12 protein-coding genes and 3 pseudogenes are annotated in these 13,728 nt (G+C 69.8%); 6 read left to right on the plus strand and 9 right to left on the minus strand.

Annotated features, from left to right (window positions below; genetic code table 11):
- Positions 1-5 precede the first annotated feature (5 nt).
- The 5 genes from sph (at position 6) to ACY0PA_RS38860 (ending at position 4,355) form a co-directional block, all read left to right on the plus strand.
- Positions 6-989: a sphingomyelin phosphodiesterase gene (gene sph, locus ACY0PA_RS38840; RefSeq protein ID WP_473082048.1), complete on the plus strand. Its 984-nt coding sequence runs from the start codon at positions 6-8 to the stop codon at positions 987-989.
- Between the two features lie 193 nt (positions 990-1,182).
- A complete protein-coding gene (locus ACY0PA_RS38845) occupies positions 1,183-1,887 on the plus strand; it encodes a CDGSH iron-sulfur domain-containing protein (RefSeq protein ID WP_473082049.1) in 705 nt (234 codons plus the stop codon).
- Positions 1,888-2,005: 118 nt separating this feature from the next.
- Positions 2,006-2,719: an ABC transporter permease gene (locus tag ACY0PA_RS38850; RefSeq protein ID WP_473082050.1), complete on the plus strand. Its 714-nt coding sequence runs from the start codon at positions 2,006-2,008 to the stop codon at positions 2,717-2,719.
- Positions 2,716-3,387 (plus strand): ABC transporter permease, encoded by a 672-nt coding sequence (locus ACY0PA_RS38855; protein WP_473082051.1) that lies wholly within the window; start codon positions 2,716-2,718, stop codon positions 3,385-3,387. The genes ACY0PA_RS38850 and ACY0PA_RS38855 overlap by 4 nt, the downstream gene beginning before the upstream one ends.
- Positions 3,387-4,355: an ABC transporter substrate-binding protein gene (locus tag ACY0PA_RS38860; RefSeq protein ID WP_473082052.1), complete on the plus strand. Its 969-nt coding sequence runs from the start codon at positions 3,387-3,389 to the stop codon at positions 4,353-4,355. Before ACY0PA_RS38855 ends, ACY0PA_RS38860 begins: the two co-directional genes overlap by 1 nt.
- Positions 4,356-4,369: 14 nt before the next feature.
- Here ACY0PA_RS38860 and ACY0PA_RS38865 read toward each other — a convergent pair.
- The 8 genes and pseudogenes from ACY0PA_RS38865 to ACY0PA_RS38900 form a co-directional block, all read right to left on the minus strand.
- A pseudogene (locus ACY0PA_RS38865) lies at positions 4,370-4,849 on the minus strand (IS5 family transposase); the annotation flags it as partial.
- Positions 4,828-6,066, minus strand: a complete 1,239-nt coding sequence (locus ACY0PA_RS38870; RefSeq protein WP_473082053.1) for an IS110 family RNA-guided transposase — start codon at positions 6,064-6,066, stop codon at positions 4,828-4,830. The pseudogene ACY0PA_RS38865 and the gene ACY0PA_RS38870, both read right to left, overlap by 22 nt.
- Positions 6,067-6,537: 471 nt before the next feature.
- A pseudogene (locus ACY0PA_RS38875) lies at positions 6,538-6,929 on the minus strand (transposase); the annotation flags it as partial.
- A gap of 94 nt (positions 6,930-7,023) precedes the next feature.
- Entirely contained in the window at positions 7,024-8,190 is a 1,167-nt protein-coding gene (locus ACY0PA_RS38880) for an ABC transporter ATP-binding protein (protein WP_473082054.1), read from the minus strand.
- A gap of 22 nt (positions 8,191-8,212) precedes the next feature.
- Entirely contained in the window at positions 8,213-8,866 is a 654-nt protein-coding gene (locus ACY0PA_RS38885; protein WP_473082055.1) for a LutC/YkgG family protein, read from the minus strand.
- A complete protein-coding gene (locus ACY0PA_RS38890; RefSeq protein ID WP_473082056.1) occupies positions 8,863-10,353 on the minus strand; it encodes a LutB/LldF family L-lactate oxidation iron-sulfur protein in 1,491 nt (496 codons plus the stop codon). The genes ACY0PA_RS38885 and ACY0PA_RS38890 overlap by 4 nt, the downstream gene beginning before the upstream one ends.
- Positions 10,350-11,105, minus strand: coding sequence for a (Fe-S)-binding protein (locus ACY0PA_RS38895; protein WP_473082057.1), 756 nt, complete (start codon positions 11,103-11,105; stop codon positions 10,350-10,352). Before ACY0PA_RS38895 ends, ACY0PA_RS38890 begins: the two co-directional genes overlap by 4 nt.
- Positions 11,106-11,179: 74 nt before the next feature.
- Positions 11,180-11,527: pseudogene (locus ACY0PA_RS38900) on the minus strand (FGGY-family carbohydrate kinase); the annotation flags it as partial.
- A gap of 65 nt (positions 11,528-11,592) precedes the next feature.
- Here ACY0PA_RS38900 and ACY0PA_RS38905 point away from each other — a divergent pair.
- Positions 11,593-12,198 carry a DUF3592 domain-containing protein gene (locus ACY0PA_RS38905; protein ID WP_473082058.1) on the plus strand — a complete coding sequence of 202 codons (606 nt, stop codon included), beginning with the start codon at positions 11,593-11,595 and terminating at the stop codon, positions 12,196-12,198.
- Here ACY0PA_RS38905 and ACY0PA_RS38910 read toward each other — a convergent pair.
- The gene (locus ACY0PA_RS38910) at positions 12,189-13,445 is read right to left on the minus strand and encodes a discoidin domain-containing protein (protein WP_473082059.1); all 1,257 of its coding nucleotides are present in this window, start codon (positions 13,443-13,445) and stop codon (positions 12,189-12,191) included. The two genes, ACY0PA_RS38905 and ACY0PA_RS38910, sit on opposite strands and share 10 nt — an antisense overlap.
- Between the last annotated feature and the right edge of the window lie 283 nt (positions 13,446-13,728).

Here is a 13,728-nt window from a genome sequence, read left to right on the forward strand (position 1 = left end):
GCCACGTGTCCCGCGTTGCCCGCCGCACGACCGGTTCCGCCCTCGCCGTCACCCTTGCCGCCGCCTCCGCGGTCCTGACCGCCCCGCAGGCGTCGGCGGCGACAGCGGCCGATACGCCGAGGCTCAAGGTCCTGACGTACAACACGTTCCTGATGAGCACGAACCTCTACCCCAACTGGGGTCAGGCGCACCGGGCGGCGGCCATCCCGGCCGCGCCGTTCTTCCAGGGCAACGACGTCGTCGTGCTCCAGGAGGCGTTCGACAACACCACGTCGGACGCGCTGAAGAGCAACGCGGCGGCGCAGTACCCGTACCAGACCCCCGTCGTCGGGCGGTCCAAGGACGGCTGGGACGCCACCGGCGGCTCGTACTCGTCGACGACGCCTGAGGACGGTGGCGTGACGCTGCTCAGCAAGTGGCCGATCGTGCACAAGGAGCAGTACGTCTACAAGGACGCGTGCGGTTCCGACTGGTGGTCCAACAAGGGCTTCGTCTACGCCGTCCTCGATGTGAACGGCGCAAAGGTGCATGTGGTCGGGACGCACACCCAGTCCACGGACTCCGGGTGCGGGGCCGGTGAGGCGGTCAAGGACCGCAGCCTCCAGTTCAAGGCCATCAAGTCCTTCCTGGACGCCAAGCACATCCCGGCCGGCGAGCAGGTCATGGTGGCGGGCGACCTGAACGTCGACTCGCACGGCACGGAGTACGCCTCCATGCTCGCCGACGGCGGATTGGTCGGGGCCGACTCGCGGACCGGGCACCCGTACTCGTTCGACACCGAGACCAACTCGATCGCGAGCTACCGCTACCCGGGCGAGCCCAAGGAGGACCTGGACTACGTCCTGCACGTCCAGGGTCACGCGCGGCCGACGGGGTGGGTCAACGACGTGGTCAAGGAGACCACCGCGCCCTGGACCGTGAGCAGTTGGGGCACGAGCTACACGTACACCAACCTGTCGGACCACTACCCGCTCCAGGCCGGACGCTGAGCGACCCGCGCCCGGCGCCGGGCCGTGGAGGTCCGGCGCCGGGAAGCGGGTTCGCGGGTCTGAGGAGGGTGGGCCGCTCCCAGTCCTCGGGCAGCGCGGGCCCCCGGCGCGGACCCTCTCCTGTGGCGCCCCGCGACCCCCTCCGCAACGCTGGAGCAGGGGGCCGCCGCACGCAGCATCGGGAAGGGCCCGCATGCCGGACGCGCAGGACGCCGCACCGCACTCCGCCTCGGCGCAAGGGGTACGCGTGTCGGAGAACGGGCCGTACCTCGTCACCGGCGGCGTCCCTCTCATCCAGCTGGTCATCGTCACCGACGCGCGGGGCCAGTCCGTCGGGTGGTGGCAGCAGCGCACGTACGACACCGAGGAGACGTACGCGCTCTGCCGCTGTGGGCAGTCCGCGAACAAGCCGTTCTGCGACCGCAGCCATGAGCGGGCCGGGTTCGACGGCACCGAGACCGCGAGCCGGCTGCCCTATCTGGAGCAGGCCGAGGAGCAGGACGGACCCGAGCTCACCCTCACCGACGCCCAGCCGCTGTGTGCCTTCGCGCGGTTCTGCGACGCCGACGGGCAGGTGTGGAACCTCGTCGAGGAAAAGGGCAACTCCGAGGTGGTGGAACGCGAGACGGGCGACTGTCCTTCAGGGCGCCTCGTCGCCTGGAACCTCGCCGAGCGCCGCCCCGTCGAGCCCGGACTCCCGCCGTCCATCGGCATCATCGAGGACCCCCAGGAAGGCGTCAGCGGAGGAATCTGGGTGCGCGGCCGCATCCCGGTGACCGGCGCCGACGGCGCGCCGTACGAGGTCCGCAACCGCGTGACCCTGTGCCGCTGCGGAGCCTCGCGCAATAAGCCGTTCTGCGACGGCACCCACGCGTCGATCGGCTTCAAGGACACCTGAGCGGGGCGCACTCCGTTTCGAGGGCCGCCCGACCGCGCCCGTCTCCGGCACCGGTGGCCGTACGCCGTACGGGGCATCCCAGCGCGCCGTCGCCCGCGCCTGCCACTGGAATGGACGAGTGCCCCCATGGAACGGACCCCTCACCCAGAGCCCCGGCAGCTCGCCCGACGACTGTCTGGCGCGCAACGACTGGATCTGCGGCGAGTACCTGAGCACCCGCCGTCACATCCTCCTCGACGCGGTCGTCCAGCACCTCCAGCTCACCGCGCTCGCCGTCCTGATCGCGCTGGTGCTCGCCGTGCCGCTGGCCGTCCTCGCGCGCCGCTGGTCCCTCGCGTCGGGACCGGTCCTCGCCCTGACGACGATCCTCTACACGATCCCGTCGCTCGCGATGTTCTCGCTGCTGCTGCCCGCGTACGGCCTGTCCGCGTCCCTCGTCGTCGCGGGCCTCGTCCTGTACTCGCTCACGCTCCTCGTACGCAACATCCTCGCGGGCCTGCGCGCGGTCCCCGAAGGCACCCGGCAGGCCGCGCGCGGCATGGGATACGGGCCGGTCAGGCTGCTGCTGACCGTTGAGCTGCCGCTCGCGCTGCCCGCCGCGATGGCGGGCCTGCGCATCGCCATGGTCTCCGCCGTCTCCCTCGTCACGGTGGGCGCCATCGTCGGCTACGGCGGCCTCGGCAATCTCATCTACGCGGGCATGAACACGTTCTTCAAGGCCCAGGTCCTCACCGCGTCCGTGCTGTGCGTCGTCATCGCGGTCGCCGCCGACCTGCTGCTGCTCGGGGTGCAGAGGATCCTCACTCCCTGGACGAGAGCGAGCCACGCGTGAAGACCCTCACCGACGCCTGGGACTGGCTCGCCGACGCCTCGCACTGGTCCGGCGACGACGGCATCTGGCACCGGCTCGCCCAGCACCTCGTCCTGACCGTCGTCTGCCTCGTCATCAGCTGCCTGATCGCCCTGCCCGTCGCGCTCGTCCTCGGCCACCTCGGCAAGGGCGGCGCGCTCGCCGTGAACATCTCCAACGTCGGCCGCGCCGTCCCCACCTTCGCGGTCCTCGTGCTGCTCCTGCTCACTCCGCTCGGCAAGTTCGGAGAGGGGCCCACGGTCGTCGCCCTGGTCCTCTTCGCGGTCCCGCCGCTGCTTACGAACGCCTACGTCGGGATGCGCGGAGTCGACCGTGACATCGTCCAGGCCGCCCGCGGCATGGGGATGACGGGACGACAGATGCTGTTCCAGGTGGAGGCGCCCCTGGCCCTGCCGATGATCATGAACGGGGTGCGGATCGCCGCCGTGCAGCTCGTCGCCACCGCGACGATCGCGGCCCTCGCGGGCGGCGGCGGCCTCGGCCGCATCATCACCGCCGGGTTCAACCTGGCGAGCACCCCGCAGGTCGTCGCGGGCGCCGTCCTCGTCGCCGTCTTCGCGCTGCTCGTCGAGGGGGTCTTCGAGCTCGCCGAACGGTTCGCGCCCGCCCTCGCCCGGGGGAGGGCCTGATGAGGGCCTTACGGCGACGGGCCGCGGCAACAGCCGTACTCCTCACGCTCCTCCCTCTGTTTCTGGTCGGCGCATGCTCCGCCGGACCCTCCCTGGAGAACCAGGGCGCGGTCACCGCCCCGCCCGGCGACAGCAAGCACCTCACCATCGGCACGGCCGGCTTCACCGAGAGCGACGTGCTCGCCCAGATGTACGCCCTGCTCCTGAAGCAGGCCGGATACAGCACCAAGATCCTGTCCGTCGCCAACCGCGAACTGTACGAACCCGCCCTGGAATCCGGTCAGATCGACGTCGTGCCCGAGTACGCGGCGACCTTCGCCGACTGGCTCAACGCCAAGACGAACGGCGCCAAGGCCCCGCCCGTCGGATCGCCCGACCTCGACGCCACCATGAAGGCGCTGCGCGGCCTCGCCACCCCGCGCGGGCTCACCGTCCTCTACCCGGGCAGGGCAGTCGACCAGAACGCCTTCGCCGTGACCACCGCCTTCGCGAAGCAGCACCGCCTCAAGACGCTCAGCGACCTCGGCGCGTCCGGCCTGAAGGTACGGCTCGCGGCGGGCGACGAGTGCGTCCAACGGCCGTACTGCGAGCCGGGCCTGAAGAAGACGTACGGCATCGACGTCACCGGCGTCGACCCCAAGGGCGTCGGCACCACCCAGTCGAAGAAGGCGGTCCAGGCGGGCAAGGACCAGATGGTGCTCACCACGACGACCGACGCGACCCTGTCCGACTTCGGCCTCGTGCTGCTCGCCGATGACAAGCATCTGCAGAACGCCGACTACATCGTGCCGGTCGTCAACCGGTCGCGGGCGGGCAGCGAGCGCGTCGCCAAGGTCCTCGGCTCGCTGAACTCCGTACTGACCACGCAGGACCTGGCGTCCATGAACCAGCAGGTGGACAGCTGGCGCAGGCTTCCGCAGGACGTGGCGCGCTCGTACCTGGAGTCGAAGGGTCTGCTCGAGCACTGAACTTAGAGATCATCTCAATTGGTGAGTCTGCGGTAGCAGATGAGGGTGCAGGCGATGCTGGTGAAGGCCAGGAAGTGGATGGCCTGCCGCTCGTAGCGACGGTGGAGACGTCGGCAGCCGGCGAGCCAGGCCATGGTGCGTTCGATGGTCCACCGGTGGCGCCCCAGCTTCTGTGACGTCTCAACTCCCTTGCGGGCGATGCGCGGTGTTATGTGGCGTAGGCGGAGCCATTGCCGCAGGTGACGGTTGTCGTAGGCTTTGTCGGCGTGAAGCTTGGCGGGGCGCCGACGGCGTGGACCGCGCCGGGATCTGATCGGTGGGATGCCGCGCACGAGCGGTTCGAGGGCCTGGCTGTCATGAAGGTTGGCGCCGGAGATGCCGACGGAAAGCGGCAGTCCGGTCCGCTCGGTGATCAAGTGGATCTTCGAGCCGTACTTGCCCCGATCTACAGACATCCGATGCGGTTTATCTGTCAAGCGGCCCCGGTGAGAACGGGTTCGGTGAGCGTGGGAAAGGCCGCCGATTCGTTGTAGTCGGTTCGGCTGGTGAGGCAGTGATGGAGACATCCCAGGAAGCGGTTGAAGAGATTTCTCTGGGCGGCGGTGTGCCGGTCTCCGGCCTCCTTTCGGCGGTCGTAGTGGGCTCTGGCGCCGGGTGAGGCGGTCAGAGCGGCGAATGCCCAGACGTAGCCGACGGCGGCCAAGCGCTGGTTCTTGACCCGGCGAGCCATGACCGCCACGCTCTTGCCGGACGCCCGGGTGACCGGTGCGGCCCCGGCGAAGGCTTTGAGGCCCTTGGCGTCGGTGAAACGGGATCGGTCGTCGCCGATCTCGGCGAGCACCCGGGCGCCGGTGAGTGACCCGAGCCCTGGAAAGCTGGTGATGATCTGTGCGTCCGGGTGCTTGTCAAATGACTCCACCGCGGCTGCGGCGAGGTCGTCTGCGCTGGTGCAGGCAATCTCTAGTTTCCGCACCAGCGTGACGGTCTGGCGGCCCATCGCCTCCTCCACGAGCGGCAGTTGACGCATATGGGGGCGTCGGAAGAATTCGCGGAGCCGCTCGGCCTCCGCGTCGATGCCGCGCTGGCGGCCGGCCTTCTTCAGTAGCGCTCGCAACTGGGTGCGGGTGAGCTTGGCGGCCTGCCCCGGAGTGGGGGCGGCAGTCAGAATGACCAGGGCCGCGGGGACGCACAGCCCCTCGCGAGTGCTGAAGGCTTGCAGGGCGGCGGGGAAGTATTCGTGCAGGTGGGAGCGGAGTTTGTTGCCGGCCTGGGTGCGGTCCCAGACGGCGTCCTGCTGGGCGCGGACCAGGACCCCAATGGCCTGGGCCAGTTCGGAATCACGCGGCAACTGCCGATGGGCCGAGGCGTCGGTCCGCAACACGTTGGCCAGGACCATGGCGTCCAGGTGGTCAGATTTGCGGCGGGCGACCGCCCGGCGGTCGCGATAGCGGGCGGCGGCCATCGGGTTGATCGCATAGACCGGCCGTCCGGTCGCGCGCAGGCAAGCGACCAGCAGGCCGCGGGAGGTCTCGATCGAGACCGGGATGGGGGTGTCCTGGCTGTCGCCGTGGGCAGCCAGGAGGTCCAGGAGCTGTTGCAGGCCCGTGGCGTCGTCGCCGATCCGGGCCTTGGCTAACAGAGCTCCGTCGTGGTCGACCAGCGCGACGTCGTGGTGGTCACTGGCCCAGTCGATCCCGCAGTACACGTGCATGATGTGCTCTCGCGTCCTCTCGGTTCAGGGTGCATTGCTGCTGGTCACAGCCGTGCAGGGACACGCGTCTCCCTAATGGAAGGGCTCTATGGCCCAGCATCCGATTAGCCGTTCGTGACCCCAGCTCCCCGCAGGGCCCTCAGTCTTGGCGAGCGCTCGAAGGCCCCGGGCGTCGTGAGAGGTGGTCCCTGCGGATGGCTCGGACCACGAACAACAACGATCCGATCATCGGACCGGATGCGACGTGGTGGTGGGAAGGCGGGGCCTGCCCGTCACTGCAGAGGGCTCAGAGGGCCTCAACTTCGGACATGGCTCCGACCCATCAGAGCGTGGTGACGGCGCACGGTGCCGGGGACCGACTCTTCAAATAGGGATCCGCTCCCTGGGCTTCTATGCGGTTCTCCCGGCACCGGCCGCTACGAACCGAGCCTCGCGGTCTGTCGAAAGAGCTATCACTCGGGATTCGGATAGCGATGACTCGCTTCGCCGCCCATTAGGATTCGGACCCGTCAGGTCCCCTTTTTCAGGGCCCGCATGTTCACCGAGTCGATTGCGCATCGTGACCAGTCCAGCTCGCCTCGCGCCCCCAGCTCGTCCAGGACCAGACGATGCAGTTTCGCCCAGACCCGTTGTCGGCTCCACTCCATGAACCGGCGGTGAGCCGTGGCCCCCGATGGCCCGAACACGGGCGGGACCTGCGACCACGTGCACCCGGTCGTGGCCACGAAGACAATCGCCGCCAACACCTCACGGTCCCCATGACGGCGCCGGCCACCACCCTGCGGCCGAGTCGGCGCCTCCGGCACCACCCGCTGGAACAACTCCCACAGCCCATCTGGGACCAGACGCTCAGTCAGCAACACAGCACCAGACTACCGGCATCACCAATTGAGATGATCTCTTATATGGGTTCCAACTGACTTCTACAGGTACAGGTTCTGGAGGGCGACGGGTCGCTCACGCGTCGGCGACCGATTCGAATTCCACCTCGTCCCGCGCCACGCCCTGCGCGTCCGCGTCCACCGAGCGGCGCAGCGCCTCGTGGAGTTTCGCCGGGGTCAGCACGCCGAGGAAGCGGGCGCCGTCGAGGACGGCGACCCAGCCCGCGTCGTGCTGGAGCATCACGCCGAACGCCTGCTTGAGCGGGGCGCCGACGGGGACCCAGGCGTTCATGTGGTGGGCCAGGTCGCCGACCAGCCGCCCGTCCCCGCACGCGAGCGACACCTCGTCGATGCCCACCCAGCCGTGCAGATCGCCATCCGTGTCCAGGACGACGGCCCAGCGCGCGTCCTCGTCACGCAGCCGGGCGGCGGCGTCGCGGGCGGGCTCGCCGGCGCGGGCCACCGCGGGCTGGTCCAGGTCGTCCGGCTCGATCTCGGTCACGGAGAGCCGCTTCAGACCACGGTCGGCGCCGACGAACTCGGCGACATACGGGGTCGCGGGCGTGCCGAGCACCGCGCCCGGAGTGTCGAACTGCTCGATACGGCCCTGCCCGTACACGGCGATCCGGTCGCCGAGCCTGACGGCCTCCTCGATGTCGTGCGTGACCAGGAGAACCGTCTTGCGCACGGCGGCCTGCATCCGCAGGAACTCGTCCTGCAACTGCTCGCGGACCACCGGGTCGACCGCGCCGAACGGCTCGTCCATCAGGAGCACCGGCGGGTCGGCGGCGAGCGCGCGGGCCACGCCGACGCGCTGGCGCTGGCCGCCCGACAGCTGTTCCGGGTAGCGGGACCCGTACTGATGCGAGTCGAGTCCGACCAGGTCGAGCAGCTCGGCGGCCCGGGCGCGCGCCTTGGACTTCTTCCAGCCGATCAGCGCGGGCACGGTCGCCGTGTTGTCGAGGATCGTGCGGTGCGGGAAGAGGCCGACCTGCTGGATGACGTATCCGATGCGGCGGCGCAGCTTGACCGGGTCGACCTTGGAGATGTCCTCGCCGTCGACGAAGATCCGGCCGGATGTGGGTTCGATGAGCCGGTTGACCATCATCATCGTGGTGGTCTTCCCGCAGCCCGACGGGCCGACCAGGGTGACCAGTTCGCCCTCGCCGACCTCGAAGGACAGATCGTCCACGGCCATGGTGCCGTCCGCGTACCGCTTGCTGACTTGGTCGAACCGGATCATTCCCTCACGCTAGCCGCGTCCGTCACTCCCCGCTCACCAGCACCACCTCCAGGGTGCGCGGGCCGTGCACGCCCTCGACCCGGTCGAGTTCGATGTCGCTCGTGGCGGACGGACCGGAGATCCACGTCAGGGGACGCGTGGGGTCGAGCCGTTCAAGGGCCTGCGGGACGGAGGAGACGACCTGGTCCGGGACGCGGACGACGCAGATGTGGTGATCGGGGATCAGCGTGATGCGCCTGCGGCCCTGGTCGGGCGAGCCGTCGAGCACGATCGTCCCGGTCTCGGCGATGGCGACCGCGCAGCCGGTGACGACGGCCCCGGACCGGTCCAGCTCCGCGGCGGTGCTGACCGCGCGGTCGTGGATACGCGGCGGGTCGGCGGCCGACATCCACTCGGGCGGCAGCCCCGGGGGCACCAGCACGGTGTCAGGCCACCGCTCGCTGAGCAGCCGCATGATCAGATTGGGCAGCTCCTCCGGGTCCGTGCGGTGCACGATCGCCCGGTAGTCCGCCAGGTTCTCCGCGAGCAGGTCGACGGTCTCCTCGGCGGTCCGGGCGCCGTGCTCGCGCCGGTACTCCCGGTCCACGGCCGTCTCGTACGACTCCCGCGCATCGCCCCGGGGCGCATCGCCCAGCGCGCGCCGCACCCGGCCCAGGATGATGTCCCTGCTGCTCACTTGCCGCTCTCCTTCTTGCCGTGCGTGCGCTGCCACCAGTCCCTGAACGGCTCCGCCGGCACCGGCGGCAGATCCCGCGTCGCGCTCCAGGCCCGGCCGGGACCGGGGAGCGTACGGGGATGGAAGCGGCGCGTGCGCGAGGCCACGCGCTGGCCCGCGCGCAGCGCCCCGGGGCGGGTGAACGCCCAGCCGGCCGCGCGCATGGCCGCCCGCTCAGCCGCGTGCCCCTTCGCCGGCTTCAGGACCACCCTGTTGCCGTGCAGGGTGGCCGGCCCGCCCTGCACGATCCGCTCGCGCAGGTGGACGAGGACTTCGGGGATGTCGATGGCGACCGGGCAGACCTCGTAGCAGGCTCCGCAGAGGCTGGAGGCGTAGGGGAGGGATGCGTCGATCTCGCTTGCTGTGCCGCGGAGTTGAGGGCTGAGGATGGCGCCGATGGGGCCGGGGTAGACGGAGCCGTACGCGTGGCCGCCGGCCCGCTCGTACACCGGGCACACATTCAGGCAGGCGGAGCAGCGGATGCAGCGCAGGGCTTGGCGGCCGACTTCGTCGGCGAGGGTGTCGGTGCGGCCGTTGTCGAGGAGGACGAGGTGGAAGGCGCGTGGGCCGTCCGCGGTGTTGGTGTCGGTGGTGCCGGTCCACATCGAGGTGTATGGGTTCATGCGCTCGGCCGTGGAGGAGCGGGGGAGGGTCTGGAGGAAGACTTCGAGGTCGCGCCAGGTGGGGATGATCTTCTCGATGCCGACGACGGAGATCAGGGTCTCGGGGAGGGTGAGGCACATGCGGCCGTTGCCCTCGGACTCGACGACGACGAGGGTGCCGGTCTCGGCGACCATGAAGTTGGCGCCGGAGATGCCGACCTTGGCGCGCAGGAATTTCTCGCGCAGGTGGAGGCGGGCGGCCTCGGCCAGCTCCGCGGGGGTGTCGGTGAGGCCTTCGGGGGCCGGACGCCCCCAACTGCCCATCTCCTTCGCGAAGATGTCGCGGATTTCGCTGCGGTTGCGGTGGATGGCGGGGACGAGGATGTGGGAGGGGCGGTCGTGGCCGAGTTGCACGATGAGTTCGGCGAGGTCGGTTTCGTAGGCGTGGATCCCGGCTTCTTCGAGTGCTTCGTTGAGGCCGATCTCCTGGGTGGCCATCGATTTGACCTTGACGACCTCGGACTCGCCGGTCTCCTTGACCAGGCGGGTCACGATCCGGTTGGCCTCGTCGGCGTCGGCGGCCCAGTGGACGATGCCGCCGGCCGCGGTGACGGACTCCTCCAACTGCACGAGGTAGGTGTCGAGATGGCGGAGCGTGTGGTCCTTGATCTGCTTGCCGGCCTCGCGCAGGAGCGCCCAGTCGTCGAGTTCGGCGACGGCTTTGGCGCGCTTGTCGCGGATGGTGTGGGTGGCGTGGCGGAGGTTGGCGCGCAGGGTGGTGTTGCCGACGGCCTCATGGGCGGCTTTGGGGAAGGCGGGCATGCCGACGAAGGTGCTGCCGCTCATGACAGGGGCTCCTCTTCCGTACTCGCCAGGATCTCCGCGATGTGGACGGGGCGCATCGCGGTGTGCAGGCGGGACATCGTGCCGCCGAGGTGCATCAGGCAGGAGTTGTCCGCCGCGCACAGGACGTCGGCGCCGGACGACGCGGCGTTGCGGACCTTGTCCTCGCCCATCGCCGCCGAGACATCGGAGTTCTTCACCGCGAACGTGCCGCCGAACCCGCAGCACTCCTGCGCACCCGGCAGCTCCTTGAGCTCAAGTCCCTTGACCGCCTTGAGCAGTTGGTAGGGCCGGTCGCCGAGCCCGAGGGAGCGCAGCCCGTGGCACGTCGGGTGGTACGTCACCGTGTGCGGGTAGTACGCGCCCACGTCCGTCACCCCGAGCACGTCCACCAGGAACTCGGTGAGCTCGTACGTCTTCGGCACGACCGGCGCCACAGTGGCCGCGAGCCCGCCGCCGCGGCCTTCCGCGCGGGCCCGCTCGCCCATCCGCGGGTACAGCTCGCGCACCATCGCCCCGCAGGACCCCGACGGCGTCACGATCGCGTCGTATTCACCGAATACATCGGAGAACTTCCGGGCGAGCGGCTCCGCCTCATGGCGATAGCCGGTGTTGTAGTGCGCCTGCCCGCAACAGGTCTGCCCCATCGGGAAGTCGATGTCGACACCCAGTCTGGTCAGCAGTTTCACCACCGCACGGCCGGTGTCCGGATAGAGCGTGTCGTTGACACACGTCAGGAACAGTGCGACGCGCATCGCGGCCCCTTCGTATCGATCATCGGATGGGTGCAGGGTACGCGGCAGGCGGCCCGGAGGGGAGACATCTGGCGTCACCGTTCGGCGAGACGCCGCTCGGCGGCCCGCCACGGGGTGCGGTTCCCTCGCGGTTCGTACCCCGTCAGGGACTGGGTGCGGGCGAGAAGTTCGCGTATCGCCTCCCGGTCGCCGACGAGGCCGTGGGCGCGCGCCTGCACGAGTACGTTACCCAGGGCCGCCGCCTCGGCCGGGCCCGCCACGACCGGGAGACCGCACGCGTCGGCGGTCAGCTGGCACAGCAGGGCGTTACGCGCGCCGCCGCCCACGATGTGCACGACGTCGACGGCGTGGCCGGCCAGGCGTGCCGCGTCGGCGATCGCCCGCCGGTGCGCGAGCGCCAGGGAGTCGAGGATGCACCATGTGCGACACGTGCCGCCGTGCGTTCCAGGCCGGTCCGCGCCATCACACCCTCCAGGAGGAACGACAGGTGTTCAGCAATGGAGCCGGCCTGCTCGGGACGTCCTGGCAGCAGCTGCCCGAAGATCGCGAGGACGCCGTCCCGCCCGCCCTCGGCCTGCAGCCGGTCGAGGTACAGGCCCGACCACTCCTGATGCCGCTCATCGAGGTAGCCGAGGACGGTCGATGGATTGCTGTGACGAGTAGAGTCCCCCGTACCCGAGACTGCTATCAGGGGGTGGGGACGATGCTCGACGGGCTGGACTCGTATGCGATCGGCGTTCTGATCACGGCGGTCCCTGTGCTGGTGGGCGCGCTGCTCTTCATCTGGCGGGACGTGAACCTGCGGCGCAGGGGAGTGGTTGTCCGGGCCAAATGCGTGGAATCGAAGCGCACCGACAAGGGGACGGTCAGGCTCCGCCTGCTCTATGAGGTGGAGGGCGTGCAGTACTACTGCGACAGCCTGCCCTTCCCGTCTCCACCGGTCGGCGTCGGACAGCGACTGGACGTGATCTACGATGCCAAAACCCCTGGCTACTCAGAGGTCGTGCACCAGAGAACCAGTGGTTGGGTGCCAAAAATCGTCGGCACAGTCGCTGTCGTGCTGCTTCTGCTGACCGGGATTTCCTACCTCTGACAGCGGTGATGCGCTGACCGCTTGAGCTCACCATCGTTTGACGACAGGCGGCCGACGCGTCCAATGAACCCGTGCAATCCGGGGGTTCGCGGCGCTCGAATCCAATCAGATCCAGTGGTGATTGCTGACAGGGTTTGACGACAGGTAGGGTCCGATCCTCCGTCCGGAAGGGGCCCTCGGTGGCGAACCTGGTCTACAAGCGGGTCTCGACGGACCAGCAGTCGACCGCCCGGCAGAACCTGGTCCTGGACGAGGCCGGGATCGAGGACCCGGTCGTCTTCGAGGAGGACCCGGGCACCTCCAGCCGCCTCCATCCCGCTCCAGCGACCGAAGGTCGGTGAACTGCTGGCGGACGCGCGGCCGGGCGACACCGTGCACATCTCCGAGATGTTCCGCCTCGTGTCCAGCGTGATCCTGAGATAGCGGAAGCCGTGCAAGCCGTCCGCGTACACCTTGTCGCCGCCCGAGGCGTAGCCCTTCTTGTCCGTCCACTGGGCGCCGCCCGCGGGGACTGCGTACTGGTCCGTTCCCTTCGAGGCGCCTCCCGCCTGGTCGTTGCGGGTGAAGTCGGAGCGGTCGGTGAGGAACTGGAGCGTCTCGGAGAAGGCGAGGCGCACCCCGGGGTTGTTGTCGGACGCCGAGGCGAAGTCGACCTTCGGGTAGCCGACGACGACCTTGCCGAAGTCGAGCGTCACGCTCGGCGCCACGACCGGGTCCACGGCCTCGGGCCAGACCTCATTGATCCGCGTGAACACGCCGCGCCCGAGGTCCTGGGCCGACGTGACCGTGATCCGCACGCGCGCCGTGGACACCGGCGCGTCGAAGCGGACGGCGCGCTGCACTGCGCTGTTGCCGGTGACGGCGGCGAGCTTCCGCCAGTCCGAGTCCACCCAGGCGTCCACCGTGAAGTCGGTGGGGACGCCGTCCGTGTCGGACACCACGGTCAGGCCCGCGAGCGTGAGCGCTTCGGGCGCCGTCACCGTCAGGGTGTCGGGGAAGGCGCGCTCGGTGTCGTCGTTCCAGAAGGTGTCGAGGTCGCCGTCGACGGCGTGCTGCGCGTCGTACGTGTGCGGTTGGCCGTCCCCTCCGTTGTTGCCGGCGTGGGTGGTGGAGCCCTCCGCGGTGGTTCCGTCGGGCCAGCGCGGCGGCGCAGGAGGCTCGGGGCGGCGCAGGACGGTGACCTGGCCGCCGGGCTTGAGGAGCGCGTCGGGACGCGTCACGTCACCGGCCGACCGGACGATCCGCACTGGCCGCACCGTACGGCTGGACGGCGCCTGGACGTAGCGGTGCCAGGCCCATCCGCCACCGGCCCGGCGGCCGGTCCCTGAACCGGCGTCGCTGCCGCGGCTGTTCCTGAGCTCAGGAGGGGCAGCCGGGCCGCGGCCAGCACCGCCCCGCCCACACCCGCTCCGAGCACGGCGCGCCGGTCGGGCCGCTGTGCTGTCTTCACGTCATCCGTCACGTCTGTGTGCCTCCGTCCGCCCGCGCCGGGACGGGGCAGGAGTGAATCGATTTAGGCATGGGCTCATC

It is taken from the genome of Streptomyces sp. DS1-CR2 (assembly GCF_055760475.1).